Origin of the sequence: Achromobacter sp. ACM02 (genome assembly GCF_014851605.1) — a bacterium.
In the GTDB taxonomy this organism is placed as follows: domain Bacteria; phylum Pseudomonadota; class Gammaproteobacteria; order Burkholderiales; family Burkholderiaceae_B; genus Achromobacter; species Achromobacter aegrifaciens.
Window position 1 is genome coordinate 1 of sequence record NZ_JACUZY010000006.1, and the last position, 15,311, is coordinate 15,311.

Annotated in this window: 11 protein-coding genes; 7 read left to right on the forward strand and 4 right to left on the reverse strand. The window is 67.2% G+C overall.

Going from position 1 to position 15,311, the window contains the following annotated elements; translation table 11 throughout:
• Positions 1-293: 293 nt before the first annotated feature.
• The 3 genes from ilvD to IB258_RS19270 form a co-directional block, all read right to left on the reverse strand.
• Complete coding sequence (gene ilvD / locus IB258_RS19260) at positions 294-2,162, reverse strand: dihydroxy-acid dehydratase (RefSeq protein ID WP_054459450.1); 1,869 nt, start codon at positions 2,160-2,162, stop codon at positions 294-296.
• A gap of 107 nt (positions 2,163-2,269) precedes the next feature.
• On the reverse strand, positions 2,270-3,085 hold the full coding sequence (locus tag IB258_RS19265) for a helix-turn-helix domain-containing protein (protein ID WP_175160906.1): 816 nt from the start codon (positions 3,083-3,085) through the stop codon (positions 2,270-2,272).
• Between the two features lie 64 nt (positions 3,086-3,149).
• Positions 3,150-4,040 carry a LysR family transcriptional regulator gene (locus IB258_RS19270; protein WP_192353057.1) on the reverse strand — a complete coding sequence of 297 codons (891 nt, stop codon included), beginning with the start codon at positions 4,038-4,040 and terminating at the stop codon, positions 3,150-3,152.
• A 113-nt stretch (positions 4,041-4,153) separates the two neighbouring features.
• On the opposite strand from IB258_RS19270, the gene IB258_RS19275 reads away from it, so the two are divergent.
• Together IB258_RS19275 and IB258_RS19280 are read left to right on the forward strand one after the other, a co-directional pair.
• Complete coding sequence (locus IB258_RS19275) at positions 4,154-4,699, forward strand: GNAT family N-acetyltransferase (RefSeq protein WP_054459444.1); 546 nt, start codon at positions 4,154-4,156, stop codon at positions 4,697-4,699.
• Positions 4,696-5,886 carry an MFS transporter gene (locus IB258_RS19280; protein WP_192353058.1) on the forward strand — a complete coding sequence of 397 codons (1,191 nt, stop codon included), beginning with the start codon at positions 4,696-4,698 and terminating at the stop codon, positions 5,884-5,886. Before IB258_RS19275 ends, IB258_RS19280 begins: the two co-directional genes overlap by 4 nt.
• Before the next feature lie 33 nt (positions 5,887-5,919).
• On the opposite strand, the gene queC is transcribed toward IB258_RS19280, so the two are convergent.
• On the reverse strand, positions 5,920-6,639 hold the full coding sequence (gene queC, locus IB258_RS19285; protein WP_054459441.1) for a 7-cyano-7-deazaguanine synthase QueC: 720 nt from the start codon (positions 6,637-6,639) through the stop codon (positions 5,920-5,922).
• Between the two features lie 222 nt (positions 6,640-6,861).
• On the opposite strand from queC, the gene ppc reads away from it, so the two are divergent.
• From ppc to IB258_RS19310, 5 genes are all read left to right on the forward strand, one after another.
• Positions 6,862-9,711: a phosphoenolpyruvate carboxylase gene (ppc, locus tag IB258_RS19290; RefSeq protein ID WP_054459439.1), complete on the forward strand. Its 2,850-nt coding sequence runs from the start codon at positions 6,862-6,864 to the stop codon at positions 9,709-9,711.
• Positions 9,712-9,807: 96 nt separating this feature from the next.
• Positions 9,808-10,329: a sigma-70 family RNA polymerase sigma factor gene (locus tag IB258_RS19295; RefSeq protein WP_054459437.1), complete on the forward strand. Its 522-nt coding sequence runs from the start codon at positions 9,808-9,810 to the stop codon at positions 10,327-10,329.
• A gap of 6 nt (positions 10,330-10,335) precedes the next feature.
• On the forward strand, positions 10,336-11,337 hold the full coding sequence (locus tag IB258_RS19300; protein WP_119450272.1) for a FecR domain-containing protein: 1,002 nt from the start codon (positions 10,336-10,338) through the stop codon (positions 11,335-11,337).
• A 120-nt stretch (positions 11,338-11,457) separates the two neighbouring features.
• The gene (locus tag IB258_RS19305; RefSeq protein WP_192353059.1) at positions 11,458-13,917 is read left to right on the forward strand and encodes a TonB-dependent siderophore receptor; all 2,460 of its coding nucleotides are present in this window, start codon (positions 11,458-11,460) and stop codon (positions 13,915-13,917) included.
• A 279-nt stretch (positions 13,918-14,196) separates the two neighbouring features.
• Entirely contained in the window at positions 14,197-15,132 is a 936-nt protein-coding gene (locus IB258_RS19310; protein WP_125470459.1) for a 3-hydroxyacyl-CoA dehydrogenase family protein, read from the forward strand.
• Positions 15,133-15,311 lie beyond the last annotated feature (179 nt).

Below are 15,311 nucleotides of genomic sequence, written 5' to 3' on the forward strand. Positions count from 1 at the left end.
CGTGGGAGGCGAGCAACCTCGATGCGCCCGAGGGAATCTGAAGGGAAGGCCGAAGGCCTGGACGAAGATGACGAAGGGGCAGTCCGGAGCGAAGGCTCCGGACCGCAATCGTGGGCGCTCGCCTCCCACGCGCCGGCGCCGACGGGCGGCCTACGAAGCACTACGGCACCGGCACCGGCACCGGCACCCGCACCCGCACGCACGCACGACGTCAACACCAACCAGCACTCACCAGACGCCAAAAAAAAAGCGGCGCTAAAAAGCGCCGCCCTCTTACCCAACAGCAAGCAAAATCAACGCTTGCCCTTCTGCTTCAGCTGCGACAAATCCCGCACAGCCCCGCGATCCGCCGAAGTCGCCAACGCCGCATACGCTTGCAGCGCCTGCGACACGACACGTTCGCGACCGACCGGCTCCCAGCCATCGGCACGAGCATCCATCGCCGCCCGGCGGCGCGCCAGTTCCTCGTCGGACACCGCCAGATGCATCTTGCGGTTCGGGATATCGATCTCGATCACGTCGCCCTCTTCCACCAGGCCGATCGTGCCGCCTTCCGCCGCTTCCGGCGAAGCATGGCCGATCACCAGACCCGACGAACCGCCAGAGAAACGGCCATCGGTAAACAGCGCGCAAGTCTTGCCCAGGCCCTTGGACTTCAGGTACGACGTCGGGTACAGCATTTCCTGCATGCCCGGACCGCCCTTCGGGCCTTCGTAGCGGATCACCACCACGTCGCCAGGAACGATCTTGTCGCCCAGAATGCCTTCCACCGCATCGTCCTGGCTTTCAAAAACGCGCGCACGGCCGGTAAAGACCCATTGCGACTCGTCCACGCCCGCCGTCTTCACGATGCAGCCCTTTTCAGCCAGGTTGCCGTAAAGCACGGCCAGGCCGCCGTCCTTCGAATAGGCGCTTTCCTTGCTGCGGATGCAGCCCGTCTTGCGGTCGGTATCCAGCGTCAGGAAGGTTGCGTCCTGGCTGAACGCCACCGTGGTCGGAATGCCGCCCGGAGCCGCCCTATAGAACTTCTGCGCCTCTTCGCCAGCGCCGCCGGCCACGTCCCATTGCTTGATCGCATTGCCCAGCGTGCCGCTGTGCACGTTGCCGCAGGACAGATCGAGCAGGTCCGCGCGCGCCAGTTCACCCAGGATGCCCAGGATGCCGCCAGCGCGGTGCACGTCCTCGATGTGGTATTTGTCGGTGGCGGGCGCCGCCTTGCACAGGCACGGCACCTTGCGCGAAATGCGGTCGATGTCGGCCATGGTGAAGTCCACGCCAGCTTCCTGCGCCGCGGCCAGCAAGTGCAACACGGTGTTGGTCGAGCCGCCCATGGCCACGTCCAGCGCCATCGCGTTCTGGAACGCGCTCTTGGTGGCGATGCTGCGCGGCAGGACCGACGCGTCCTCTTCCTGGTAGTAACGACGGCACAGGTCCACCACCAGGCGGCCGGCCTGTTCGAACAGACCCTTGCGCCAGGCGTGCGTGGCAACGATCGTGCCGTTGCCCGGCAGCGCCAGGCCGATGGCTTCGGTCAGACAGTTCATCGAGTTGGCGGTGAACATGCCGGAACAGGAGCCGCAGGTCGGGCAGGCGCTGCGTTCGACTTCCGCCACTTCCGCATCCGACACCTTGGGGTCGGCGGCCTTGATCATGGCGTCGATCAGGTCGATCTTGGCGATGACCTTGCCGTCGGTGGGCGACTTGACCTTGCCCGCTTCCATCGGACCGCCCGACACGAACACGACCGGGATGTTCAGGCGCATCGCGGCCATCAGCATCCCCGGGGTGATCTTGTCGCAGTTCGAGATGCAGACCATGGCGTCGGCGCAGTGCGCGTTGACCATGTATTCGACCGAGTCGGCGATCAGTTCGCGCGAGGGCAGCGAATACAGCATGCCGCCGTGGCCCATGGCGATGCCGTCGTCCACGGCAATGGTGTTGAATTCCTTGGCGACGCCGCCTGCGGCCTCGATTTCCTTGGCGACCAGCGCGCCCAGGTCGCGCAGGTGCACGTGGCCCGGCACGAACTGCGTGAACGAGTTCACTACCGCGATGATCGGCTTGCCGAAGTCGCCGTCCTTCATGCCGGTGGCGCGCCACAGGGCGCGGGCGCCGGCCATGTTGCGGCCGTGGGTCGAGGTGCGGGAGCGGTAGTGCGGCATGGTTTGTCTCTGGCTGTAGCTGTTAGCGTAGGCGGCAAAACGTTAAATAATACGCTGGTTCGGGCCGCCCTCGCCCGTCGGCCGCCCCCGGGACGCAGCCGCGGCCATCAGGCGGACGCCATGCCGCGGGCCGCGAAGGCGCTGGGCGGCTCGCCCACGGCCTTGCGGAACATGGCCGCGAAAGCGCTGGGGCTTTCGTAGCCCAGGTCCAGCGCCACCTCCAGCACACGTTCGCCGCGCGCCAGCCGCTCCATTGCCGCCAGGAGCCGCGCCTGCTGGCGCCACCGGCCAAAGGTCATGCCGGTGTGCCGCAGGAACAGCCGGTGCACCGTCTTCGGGTCCACTCCCAGCGCGCGCCCCCAGTCGGCGGCGCCGTCCTGGCGTTCCGGGTGGCGCACGATGGCGCGGCAAATGCGCGCCAGGCGGGGTTCGGAAGGCTGCGGCAGGTGCAGCGGCAGCACCGGCTCCTGGCGCAATTCGTCCAGCAGCAACATCATCAGCCGGCCGTCGCGCGTGTCGGGCGCCCAGTCCAGCGGCACCTCGGCCGCCGCGACCATCAGCTCGCGCAGCAAAGGGGAAATCGACAACACACAGCAGCTGGACGGCAAGTGCGCGGCCGCGCCCGGCTCCACAAACACGGTGCGCATGCGCGGCTCGCCACTCATGCGCAGGCCGTGCGACACCCAGGCCGGCACCCAGACGCCGCGCGTGGGCGGCACCACCCAGATCCCGGCGTCGGTATCCACCACCATGACCCCGGAGATGGCGTACAGCAACTGGGCGCGGCGGTGCCGGTGGCGGCGCACGCGGTGGCCGTCTTCGTAGTCCACCGCCAATCCGGCCACCGGACGCCGCGAGGACTCATAAGGAAACAGGTCCAGCTCTGCGGGCTTATAGGGCTTGCGGGCAGCAGGCTTGTCCATTTTGCGATGATTGTGATTCAAGTGGCGTGGAATGGTCTGCGCCAGTGTACCCACGTCCTTGGGTTCATCCACGCAACGCCAGCAGCGAGTCCTGCAGATGCCGCAACCCCCGGCTGAGCGGTTTGTCCCTTCGCAGCACGATGGCCAGGCTGCGCGACAGGCGCGGCGCCAGCGAGCGCACCTCCAGCGCCTGGCGCTGGCCCGCGCCCGAAACCGCCAGCCTGGGCAGGATCGCGCAACCCAGGCCCGCGGCGACGATCTCCTTCATGGCCTCGGTGCTGCCCAGCTCCATCACGGGCTTGGCGGCCAGCCCGGCGTCCTCGAACCAGTCGTCCACCAGGCGGCGGGTGCGCGCGCCCGGTTCGAACAGCACCAGCGGCAGCTGCGCCAGCGCCTGCGGCGTGGCGGCCGCGGGTATGGCGGCCGGATCGCGGGCGGGAAAGATCGCCACGAACTCGTCATCCAGCACCGGCGTGACCTGGAACATGCGTCCCGGCGCGGGCAAGGTGACCAGGCCGATATCGAGCGTGTTGTTCTCCAGCCCGCGCAGCATGTCCGCCGTATTGCCGGTGCTGGCCACGATATCCAATGCCGGAAAGCGCCGCCGCAGGTCCGCCAGGATCGGCGGCAGCAGATAGGTGCAGGCGGTGGCGCCCGTGCCCAGCCGGATGCGGCCGGACACCTGCGACGCATGCGCGGTCATGGCAAGTTCGGCCTGCGCCAGCGCCGCGTCGATGACGCGCACGTGCGACAGCAGCTCCAGCCCGGCCGCTGTCGGGCCGGCGCGGCGGCCGATGCGTTCCACCAGCTTCAGGCCGAAGCGCCGCTCCAACTGGCGGATCTGCAGGCTGACGGCGGGCTGCGTCACGCCGCCCCGCTCCGCAGCGGCGGAAAAACTGCCCAGTTCGATCACCTGCGCAAAGGTGCGCAGGTGATCCAGGTTAAGGCCACGCATCGCTGAATCCAAAGTTTTACTTATACAAATCATAATGGACCAAAGCTTTATTAATAAATAAGCTTGCGCGACACTGGCGGCTTCTGTTTTCCTTTCCTGCTCACGGCCCGCCCATGTCGTCCCCCCGCCCCACCGTCCTCATCCGCGACAGCGCGGAAGCCGATCTTCCCGCCATCAAGACCATCTACGCCCACCATGTACAGCACGGCACCGCCTCGTTCGAGCTGGAGCCTCCGTCCATCCAGGAAATGCGCCAGCGCCGCGGCGCCGTACTGGAAAAGGAAATGCCCTATCTGGTGGCCGAGATCAACGGTGAGGTCGTGGGCTACGCCTACGTCACGCCTTACCGCCCGCGCCCGGCCTACCGCCACACGGTCGAAGATTCGGTGTACGTAAAGGCGGGCCGCTCCGGCCTGGGCATCGGCGGCAAGCTGCTGGCCGAGCTGATCGAGCGCTGCACCGCCGCCGGCTGGCGCCAGATGCTGGCCGTCGTGGGCGACAGCCGCAACGCCGCATCGCTGGCGCTGCACGCCAGCCAGGGCTTCCATCCCGCCGGCACCCTGCGTTCGGTGGGGCACAAGCATGGCGAATGGCGCGACACGGTGCTGATGCAGCGCGCGCTGGGCGAAGGCGACGCCACACCGCCGCAACGGCCGTGATTGCGCCGCGCGCCATCGTCTGCCTGGGGCTGACGCAACTGGTCGGCTGGGGCGTGACGTACTACTTGATCGGCGCCCTGGGACCCGCAATGGCCGCCGACCTGGGCTGGAACGCCGCCACCGTCTACGGCGGTTTTTCGGCGGCCATCGTGGTGATGGCCCTGGTGTCGCCGCTGGCCGGCATGGCCGTGGACCGCTGGGGCGGCCATCGCGTCATGCCGCTGGGCGCGCTACTGGGCGCGCTGGGCTGCACGGGCCTGTCGATCGCGCACGCCATACCTTGGTACTTCCTGTCCTGGGCCGTGCTGGGCGTTGGCATGCGGCTGAGCCTGTACGACGCGGCTTTCGCCTCGCTGGCGCGCGCGGCCGGCCCCTTGGCGCGCCGGCCCATGTCGCAGATCACATTGTTCGGCGGACTCGCGTCCACGGTGATGTGGCCGGTAGGCCATGCGCTGTCGGGCTGGCTGGGCTGGCGCGGCGCGGCGCTGGCCTATGCCGGTTTGGCGCTGGCCACGGTGCCGCTTTACCTGGCGCTGCCGCGTGCACGCTATGCAGCGGCCCCCGGCGGCAAGGACAAGGCGCCCGCCGGCCTCACCCGCAACGCCGCCGAGCGCCGCCTGGCGGGCGGACTGTACGCGTTGGTCGCCATGCTGACCAACTTTCTGGCGGCGGGCAACGCGGCCCATCTGATTTCATTGCTGTCGGGCCTGGGCTTGGCCGCGGCCGCCGCGGTCAGCGTCGCGGCCCTGTGGGGCGTCGGCCAGTTCGCGGCCCGTCTGGCCGACGTGGCGTTGGGCTCGCGCCTGCATCCGCTGACATTGACGCTGGCGGTCGGCGCGCTGCTGCCCCTGTGCTTCCTGCTGGCGCTGCTGTCCGGCGGCAACCTCTATGCCACCGCCACCTACGCGCTGCTTTATGGCGCCTGCAATGGCCTCTTGACCATCACGCGCGGCACCCTGCCGCTGGCGCTCTTCGATTTCCGCAGCTATGGCACGCTGGTGGGTTCATTGCTGATCCCCAGCTTCCTGGTCACCGCCGCCTCTCCGGTCGCCTATGCCTACATCGTGGACAGCTACGGCGCACGCGGCGCGATGGGGCTGTCGGTGGGCTTGGCCGCGGCTATCGGTGCGGCAGCGTTCGCGCTGCGGTGGAAGTTCATCGCCAGGACGCGCGCGGCGTTTGCCTGAAGCGCCCGCCGCGCGATGGCGGCGGCCGGCGTCTCAACCCTCGGCGGCGGAGGCCACCACCCATTTTTCCCAACCGATCTTGCGCAGCTTGCAGGCGGGACACTCGCCGCAGCCGTAGCCCCAGTCGTGGCGCGCGCCGCGCTCGCCCAGATAGCAGGTGTGGCTTTCCTCGACGATGGTTTCCACCAGCGCGTCGCCGCCCAGCCGATGCGCCAGCGCCCAGGTCTCGGACTTGTCGATCCACATCAGCGGCGTCTCGATCGTGACCCGCGAGCCCAAGCCCAGGCCCAGCGCCACCTGCTGCGCCTTGATGGTGTCGTCGCGGCAATCCGGATAGCCGGAAAAATCGGTTTCGCACATGCCGCCCACCAGCACGTCCAGCTGACGGCGGTAGCCCAGTGCGGCGGCCAGCGTCAGGAACAGCAGGTTGCGCCCAGGCACGAAAGTGTTGGGCAGGCCGTTGGCCTGCATTTCGATGGCGCGGTCGCTGGTCATGGCGGTATCGCCCACCTGGCCCAGCACCTTCAGGTCCAGCAGATGATCCTCGCCCAGGCGCGGCGCCCAGTCGGGGAAATTGCTGCGGATCTCGCGCAGCACGTTCAGCCGCGCAGTCAGTTCAATGTGGTGGCGCTGCCCGTAGTCGAACGCCACGGTTTCCACATGGGCGTAGCGGTCCAGCGCCCAGGCCAGGCAAGTGGTGGAATCCTGGCCGCCCGAAAACAGCACGAGCGCGCGACGTTGATGATTTTGCATAAATGGGGGCTTCTGGAAAGACGAAGGGACTGAAGGCTTGTACGCACAGGTGACGGCCTGCCTTTAGTGTAAACATGCTGCTGGCGGACTTTAAACCGATGCCGGCGGCTGGCGTAAAAAGTCTGCGTAAAATCTTCCAGATTCTCTTTCCCGGTTTACCTGCAACGCCTCTTCTTTCCTACCCCTTCCCCTCTCTCAGCAGCCTCGACGGATCCCCGCCAGATGAATGCCATGCGCCCGCAGTCCGATTCAGCAGAACCCTTGCGTCACGATATCCGGCTATTAGGCCGATTACTGGGCACCGTCATCGAGGAATGTGAGGGCAAACGCGTCTTCGACACCATCGAAACCCTGCGCCGCACGGCCGTAAAGTTCCGCCGCGAAGGCAACGACGCCGACGGCAAATTGCTGGAGCAGCGCGTCAAGCGCCTGCAAGGCAGCGACCCCAACTCGGTGGCGCGCGCCTTCAGCTACTTCCTGCACCTTTCCAATATCGCCGAAGACCGCGACCAGAATCGCCGCCAGCGCGCCCGCGCCATCGCCAGCGGCGCGCCCGAGCGCGGCAGCCTGCGGGACGCGGTGCAGACCCTGGGCCGCCAGGGCGTGGGCGTAGCCCGCATCCGCCGGCTGCTGGCCGAAGCCTGCGTCATGCCGGTGCTGACCGCGCACCCCACCGAAGTGCAGCGCAAGAGCACGCTGGACGTGCACCGCGAGATCGCCGGCGCGCTGACGCAGCGCGAAGGCACGCTCACGCCGGAAGAGCTGGCCGACCTGGACGCCTCCCTCCTCGGCCGCGTCGCCACACTGTGGCAGACCCGCATGCTGCGCTACACGCGCCTCACGGTGGCCGACGAAATCGAGAACGCGCTGTCGTACTACCGCAGCACCTTCCTGCAAGTCATTCCGCGCGTGTACGGCGACCTGTCCAAGCTGCTGAGCCGCGAGTCCGCCAAGCCCTTCGCCGCTCCGCCCGCGCCGCTGGAGCCCTTCCTGCGCATGGGCAGCTGGATCGGCGGCGACCGCGACGGCAACCCCAACGTGGATGCCAGCACCCTGGAACGCGCGCTGCTGCGCCAGGCCACCGTGCTGTTCGAACACTATCTGCAAGAGGTCCATGCGCTGGGCGCGGAGCTGTCCGTCACCACCTTGCTGATTGGCGTGGATGCCGAACTGCTGGCCCTGGCCGACGCCAGCGGCGACGATTCGCCCCACCGCCGCGATGAGCCCTACCGCCGCGCGCTGGTCGGCGTGTACGCCCGCCTGGCCGCCACCGCGCAGCGCCTGACGGGCCAGGACCTGGCGCGGCGCAGCACCGTCGCGGCAGCCCCCTACGAAGGTCCGCAAGAGCTGTCCGCCGATCTGGCCGTGATCGCCGCGTCGCTGGCCGCCCACCATGGCTCGCCCATCGCCAAGCTGCGCCTGGCCGGCTTGCAGCAGGCCGTGGAAGTATTCGGCTTTCATCTGGCCACGGTGGACCTGCGCCAGAGTTCCGACGTGCACGAGCGCGCGCTGGCCGAGCTGTTCACCCTCGCCGGCACGCAACGCGACGGCAAGCCGCTGGACTACCTGGCGCTCACCGAAGAGCAACGCGTCGAACTGCTGCGCGCCGAACTGGCGCAGGCCCGTCCGCTGGCCTCGCCCTGGATCGCCTATAGCGAAGACACCACGCGCGAACTGGCGGTGCTGCGCGCCGCCGCCGCCGGCCGCGCGCGCTACGGCAAGCAGGCCGTGCGCCAGACCATCGTGTCGCACACCGAAACGCTGAGCGACCTGCTGGAAGTCATGGTGCTGCAAAAGGAAGCCGGCCTCATCGCCCCGGCGGGCCAGGAGATCCAGCCCGAGGACGGCCTGATGGTCGTGCCGCTGTTCGAGACCATTCCCGACTTGCAGCGCGGCGCCGAGATCATGGCTGCCTGGCTGGACCTGCCCGAAATCCGCCAGCGCGTGAAGCTGGCGCAGAACGGCGCGCAGGAAGTCATGCTGGGCTATTCGGACAGCAACAAGGACGGCGGCTTCCTCACGTCCAACTGGTCGCTCTACCAGGCCGAGCGCGCGCTGGTCGACGTGTTCTCGGCCCGCAACGTGCGGCTGCGCCTGTTCCATGGCCGTGGCGGTTCGGTAGGCCGCGGCGGCGGCTCCAGCTTCGACGCCATCCTGGCACAGCCCCCGGGCACCGTGGCCGGCCAGATCCGCCTGACCGAACAGGGCGAAGTCATCCAGAGCAAGTACAAGGACGCCGAGGTCGGCCGCTGGCACCTGGAACTGCTGGTCGCGGCCACGCTGGAATCCAGCCTCGCGCCGCGCGCCGAAGCCACCAGCGCGGAAGACGCGCACATGGCCCAGCACGGCCCGGCCATGTCCTTCATGTCCGAAACCGCGCAGCGCACCTACCGCGGCCTGGTCTACGACACCCCGCGCTTTGCCGATTACTTCTTCGCCGCCACGCCCATCAGCGAAATCGCAGGCCTGAACATCGGCTCGCGTCCCGCCTCGCGCAAGAAAGGCCAGCGCATCGAAGACCTGCGCGCCATCCCCTGGGGCTTTTCCTGGGCGCAATGCCGCCTGATGCTGACCGGCTGGTACGGCATGGGGTCGGCCATCGAGGCCTATCTGGAAACCGGCGCCCCCGACGCGCCCCGCTCGCGCCGCGGCCGCCTGGCCCAGCTGCGCGAAATGGCGCGCGACTGGCCCGCCTTCCGCACGCTGCTGTCCAACATGGAAATGGTGCTGGCCAAGTCCGACCTGGCGATCGCCGCGCGCTACGCGCAGCTGGTGCCGCAGCGCGGCGTGCGCGAACGCATCTTCGGCGCCATCAGCGCCGAGCACGGCCGCACGCTGGCCATGCTCAAGCTGCTGACCCAGCGCGAACTGCTGGCCGACAACCCCACGCTGCAGGCGTCGTTGCGCGAGCGCTTCGCCTACATCGATCCGCTCAATTACCTGCAGATCGACCTGATCCGCCGCCACCGCGCGGCGCAGAAGCATCCCGAGGCCGAGGTCGACAAGCGCGTGCAGCGCGCCATCCACCTGACGATCAACGGGATTGCGGCGGGGCTGCGCAACTCGGGCTAGCGATTGCTGGTGAAATGGCGCGCGGTATAGAATGAGTCTGATTCTCATCCTTTACCCGCGCCATTTTTGCCGCCTTCGCGCGTTGCAGGGGCCCGCATGTCGACCAACCAATCCGCAGCGCAGCAGGGCATCGAAGGCCTGTATGCCGATCATCACAGCTGGCTGAGAAGCTGGCTGCGTCGAAGGCTGGGCAATGCGTTCGACGCGGCGGATCTGGCGCACGACACCTATCTGCGCATCCTGCACACTGGCCGGCTGCCCGAACCGCACCAGTCGCGCCAGCATCTGGCGCAGGTCGCCCGCGGCCTGGTGATCGACCTCTACCGCCGCCGCCAGATCGAGGCCGCCTATCTCGAAGCCCTCGCCGGTCTGCCGCAGGCGCATGCGCCGTCGGAAGAAGCCCGCGCCATGGCGGTACAAGCCCTGGTCGAGATCGACGCCGTGCTGCAGAGCCTGCCAGCCAAGGCGCGCGAGGCGCTGCTGCTGCGCAAACTGGACGGTTTGAGCTACCGCGACATCGCGTCGCGGCTGGCCGTGTCGGTGTCGTCGGTGGAGAAATACGTGGCTTCCGCGCTGCTGGCCTGCTACCAGGCCCTGCACGCGCCCCCTGGCGGCTGACCGGGCATGTCCGCCACGCCCGGCATTCCGTCAAATCCCCAGGGCTTGAATCGGGCCATCGACCCCGCCATCGTGCAGCGGGCAGCCGAATGGATGGCGCGCTTGTGGTCGGAAGACGTCAACCCCACCGACCAGTCCGACTGCGCCCGCTGGCGCGCGCAACATGCCGACCATGAACTGGCTTGGCAACGGCTGCTGGAATTCGAGGACAAGCTCGGCAGCGTATCGCCGCAGGCCGCCAGCCACGCTCTGCGCAAACGCCCGGCTGGCGTCTCGCGGCGCCGCGCGATCAGCCTGCTGGGGCTGGGCGCAACCATCGTGGGCGTGGGCTACATCCTGCGCGGCACCGACTCCTGGCAAACCGCAACGGCCGACTACCGCAGCGGCACTGGCGAAATCCGGACCATCACCCTGCCGGATGGGTCCAGCGTGACGCTGTCCACCGCGACCGCCATCGACCTCAGGTTCACCGCGGACGAACGCGTGGTGGTGCTGCACGCCGGAGAAATCCTGGTAGCAACCGCGCCAGATCTCGCAGCCATGGCCCGGCCGTTCCGGGTGCGCAGCCGCCACGGCTCCATCCAGGCCCTGGGCACCCGATTCTCGGTCAGGGACGATACCGAAACCTCCCGCGTGGCCGTGTTCGAAGGCGCCGTGGAAATCCGTCCCCTCGGCGCACCGGAACAGGCAGTCCTGCTTCAAGCCGGCCAGGGTTCGCGCTTTTCGTCAGGCGGCGCCGCGGCACCTAGTCCTGCGCAGGAAAGCGCGGCGGCCTGGAGCCGCGGGGTATTGGTGGCCGATGCCATGCGCCTGGACGAATTCCTGGCAGAACTGGCCCGCTACCGGCCAGGCCTGCTGCGCTGCGATCCCGAGGTTGCGGGCCTGCTGGTGAGCGGCGTCTTTTCCGTACGCAACACGGACCGGGCGCTGGACAACCTCACGCGGGCTCTGCCGGTGGCGGTTAGCTACCGGACGCGCTACTGGGTGACAGTGCAGGCAGCGCAATGACGGCCAATCGGCTGTCGCCGTTACAAACTTTTCGAGGCGGCAATTGCGGATTCGGCGTTCTTGCTCGGGATATAGGGTGACCCCCTTTCATCTCCAGCACGAACCGCAAGGCATCACCCAATGTCCCGTCACCCGCAGCCCAGGTCCCATTCCCACGCGCCAGCCACGCCAGCGCTCCGCCCCGCGATTCCCCGCCTGATGCGCCTGGCGCTGTTTCTCAGCGTGGCGTTCTGCGTCATCCCTGGCGCGACCGCCACCGCGCAGGCGCAGAGCGTCGAGACCAGGCGCAGCTACGACATCGCCGGCGGCCCGCTGAGCCAGGTGCTCAATGCCTACGCCAGCGCGGCCGGCGTAGAACTGAGCATGGACGCCGCGCTGCTGCATGGAAAGCGCAGCAACGGCCTGTCAGGCAGCTATTCGGTGCGCGAAGGCTTCGGTGAATTGCTGCGCGACCAAGGCCTGCAAGCCCTGCCGGAAAGCAACGGCAGCTACACGCTGCGCCCCGCGCCGGCGTCGCACCACGACGCCACCACTCTCGAAGCCGTGACCGTCACCGCGCAGGCCGCGGAGACCGCCACCGGCCCCCTGCATGGCTACGCGGCCCGGCTCAGCGCGACCGGCACCCGTACCGACACGCCCATCATCGAAACGCCGCAATCGATCTCGGTCGTGGGCGCGGAGGAAATCGACACCCTGAAATCGCAGAGCATTCAAGATGCGCTGGGCTACGTGGCGGGCGTCAGCCGCGCTGAAGGCATGGACCGCACGTCTGACAGCCTGTTCCTGCGGGGCTTCCGCAGCAACCTGGGCAACTACTACCGCGACGGCATGCTGTACACCGTGAACATCTACAACGGGCGGCAGGAGGTGTATGGGCTGGAGCGCATCGAGTTCCTCAAGGGCGCATCCTCCGTCCTCTACGGCTCCGCGTCGCCCGGCGGCATCATCAATACGGTCAGCAAACGCCCCACCGTGGAGCCGCTGCGCGAACTGAACGTTGAAGCGGGCAACTACAGCCGCAAGCAGATCTCCGGCGATTTCGGCGGCGCGCTCGATGAAGATGGCAAGTGGTCGTACCGATTGACCGCCTTGCTGCGCGAGAGCGATACGTTCATCGACCATGTGCCTGACGATCGGACCTACATCGCGCCTGCCATCACGTGGCAGCCAAGCGCCGCCACCTCGCTGACCCTGCTTGCGGAATACCAGAAGGACCACACCGTCTACGTTTATGGCCTGCCGGCGCAAGGCACGGTGCTCCCCAACGTCAACGGCCGGATCCCACGCAATCGTTTTACCGGCGAGCCTGGTTTCGACAAGTTCAACATGGAACGCTATTCGATCGGCTATCTGTTCGAACACGCCTTCAACAGCCAGCTTAAGCTGCGCAACAGTGCACGCTATTTCCATGCGGACAGCACCTATCACTCCACCGACATCTGGCAGCTCGCGCCCGACCAGCGCTGGACCGCCGATCGCGGCGCCATGCCACGCTGGGATCGCTCCTCCGCCCTGATCTCCGATACGTCCTTGCAATACGAGGTGGGCAGCGGCATGGTGCGCCACACGCTGTTGGCGGGCATCGATTACTCGCTGCCCAAACACGAAACCGAACGCTATATCCGCAGCAACAACAACATCGACCTCTACGATCCTGTGTATGGCATGCCGCTAGGCCCCGTCGCGCCGTTCCCCGGGTCCTCCTCCGTCACCGACATGAAGCGCCTGGGCATCTACGTTCAGGACCAGATCAAGATCGCCGACAAATGGGTCGTCCTGCTGGGCGGACGACAGGATTGGGTCACGGTCGACGAGCACAACTTCTTCACCGACGAAAAATATGCGGACGGCGAAAAGAGCAAGGCCTTCACCGGCCGCGCCGGCCTGGTCTACCTGGCCGACAACGGGCTGGCGCCGTTCCTCAGCTATAGCGAGTCATTCGAGCCTACCAGCGGCCAGGACCGCCAAGGCAGCCGCTTCCAGCCCACCACCGGCCAGCAGTACGAAGCCGGGCTGCGCTACCAGCCCGCCGGCTCGGACACCATGCTGTCGGCGGCGGTCTACCAACTGACCCGCAAGAACATGACCGTGACCGACCCCTTGGACACGTCCTATCAGATACAGGCCGGCGAGGCGCGGACCCGCGGCCTGGAACTGGAGGCGCGCACCCGCATCGGCCGCAATGCCAACCTGATCGCCGCCTACGCCTACACCGACGCGCGCACGCTCAAGGCCAGCCCCTTGCAGCCCGACGAGGAAGGCAAGCGCCTGAGCTCGGTCCCCTACAACCAGTTCTCGCTATGGGGCGACTATGGTTTCGGCGACTTCGGCCTGCCTGGCTTGAGAATCGGCGCTGGCCTGCGCTATGTGGGCAGCACCCGCGGCATGGCGCACGGCATGCCGGTGGAGGTGCCATCCTTCACCTTGTTCGACGCCATGATCAGCTACGCGACGGGGCCATGGAAGTTCGCGCTGAACGCGTCCAACCTGACCGACAAGACCTATATCGGCAGTTGCACCTACGGCTGCTTCTACGGCGAACCGCGCCGGGTGATCGGCACAGCCACCTACCGCTGGTGAGGTCAGGCCGGCCCGCGCTCGCGCCAGAGCGCGGGCCGGCGTCCCCTGCCTGCGCACCGTCCACCAGCCGGACACCCAAAATCCCCCATTTGTCCGCCCCCCGCGACTTTTAGTACTATCTCTTTCAGAAATTCTATATACGCACAAATGTTCGTATATAGAACATAAAGATTTTTCTGGCCAGGCGCACAGGAAGGCACACCCGGAAGAGACAGAAAGCATCCTGGTTCCGCACGTGCCCGCCCGCAAGCCCGGCGTGTCAGCACCGAGCGAACCATCATGGATACTCCCCTCAAGAATCTCGCCATCGTCGGCGCAGGCGCCATGGGCAGCGGCATCGCCGCGCTGTTCGCCTCGAAGGGATTGAACGTCGTCCTGATCGACCCGATGGAAGGCGCGCTGGACCGCGCGCTGCAGACCATAGACCGCCAGTTGAATGTCTATGCCCCGGGCAACGTCCAGGAAGCGATGCAGCGCATTCAAGTCGCACCGGGGCTGGAAGCGGCCTGCAACAGCGACCTGGTGATCGAGGCCGTGCCCGAGAACCTGGAGCTCAAGCGCGGCATCTTCGCCAAGCTCGATTCCCTGTGCCCCGCGCACACCCTCTTCGCCACGAACACCTCCGGCCTGTCCATCAACGCCATCGCCAGCGCGGTAGTGCGGCGCGACCGTTTCGTGGGCACCCATTTCTTTACGCCCGCCGACGTGATTCCGCTGGTGGAAGTGGTGCGCAACGACGGCACCTCCGAGGACACGGTCGCCCGGGTGATGGCCACGCTGCGCTACGCCGGCAAGCGTCCGGTGCTGGTGCGCCAGGACATCCCCGGCTTCATCGCCAACCGCATCCAGCACGCCCTGGCACGCGAGGCCATCTCGCTGCTGGAGAAAGGCGTGGCCAGCGCCGAGGACATCGACGAAGTGGTCAAGTGGAGCCTGGGCATCCGCCTGGCCCTGTCGGGACCGCTGGAACAGCGCGACATGAACGGCATCGACGTGCACTACGCGATCGCCAGCTATCTCTACAAAGACCTGGAAAACCGCACCGAACCTTCCGAACTCCTGAAGAGCAAGGTCGAAAGCGGCCAGATCGGCGCCAAGAGCGGCCAGGGCTTCTACACCTGGAGCCCCGAACGCCGCGAGCGCGTGCTGCGCGAGAAAAGCGCCGCGCTAGGCGAACTGGCTGACTGGCTCAACGGCAAGGCCAACGGCTCCTGACGGCCGCGCAAGCAAAGCATTCACTACATAAGGCGCGGGGCATCCCGCCACCAGCGCCAGCGGGCCACAAGCCCAACCACACAAAGAAAGCAATCGTCCCACCCGCCCCCGCCGACACCCGGCGCCGGGCGGCGCAAGACGCGAGAAAACTTAGCCTTACCGGAGTTTGTAGGAGGCAC

Excerpts from the sequence above, each read along its gene's own strand:
- ilvD (WP_054459450.1), bottom strand. The coding sequence starts at position 2,162 with ATGCCGCACTACCGCTCCCGCACCTCGACCCACGGCCGCAACATGGCC.
- IB258_RS19265 (WP_175160906.1), bottom strand. The coding sequence starts at position 3,085 with ATGGACAAGCCTGCTGCCCGCAAGCCCTATAAGCCCGCAGAGCTGGAC.
- IB258_RS19270 (WP_192353057.1), bottom strand. The coding sequence starts at position 4,040 with ATGCGTGGCCTTAACCTGGATCACCTGCGCACCTTTGCGCAGGTGATC.
- IB258_RS19275 (WP_054459444.1), top strand. The coding sequence starts at position 4,154 with ATGTCGTCCCCCCGCCCCACCGTCCTCATCCGCGACAGCGCGGAAGCC.
- queC (WP_054459441.1), bottom strand. The coding sequence starts at position 6,639 with ATGCAAAATCATCAACGTCGCGCGCTCGTGCTGTTTTCGGGCGGCCAG.
- ppc (WP_054459439.1), top strand. The coding sequence starts at position 6,862 with ATGAATGCCATGCGCCCGCAGTCCGATTCAGCAGAACCCTTGCGTCAC.
- IB258_RS19295 (WP_054459437.1), top strand. The coding sequence starts at position 9,808 with ATGTCGACCAACCAATCCGCAGCGCAGCAGGGCATCGAAGGCCTGTAT.
- IB258_RS19300 (WP_119450272.1), top strand. The coding sequence starts at position 10,336 with ATGTCCGCCACGCCCGGCATTCCGTCAAATCCCCAGGGCTTGAATCGG.
- IB258_RS19305 (WP_192353059.1), top strand. The coding sequence starts at position 11,458 with ATGTCCCGTCACCCGCAGCCCAGGTCCCATTCCCACGCGCCAGCCACG.
- IB258_RS19310 (WP_125470459.1), top strand. The coding sequence starts at position 14,197 with ATGGATACTCCCCTCAAGAATCTCGCCATCGTCGGCGCAGGCGCCATG.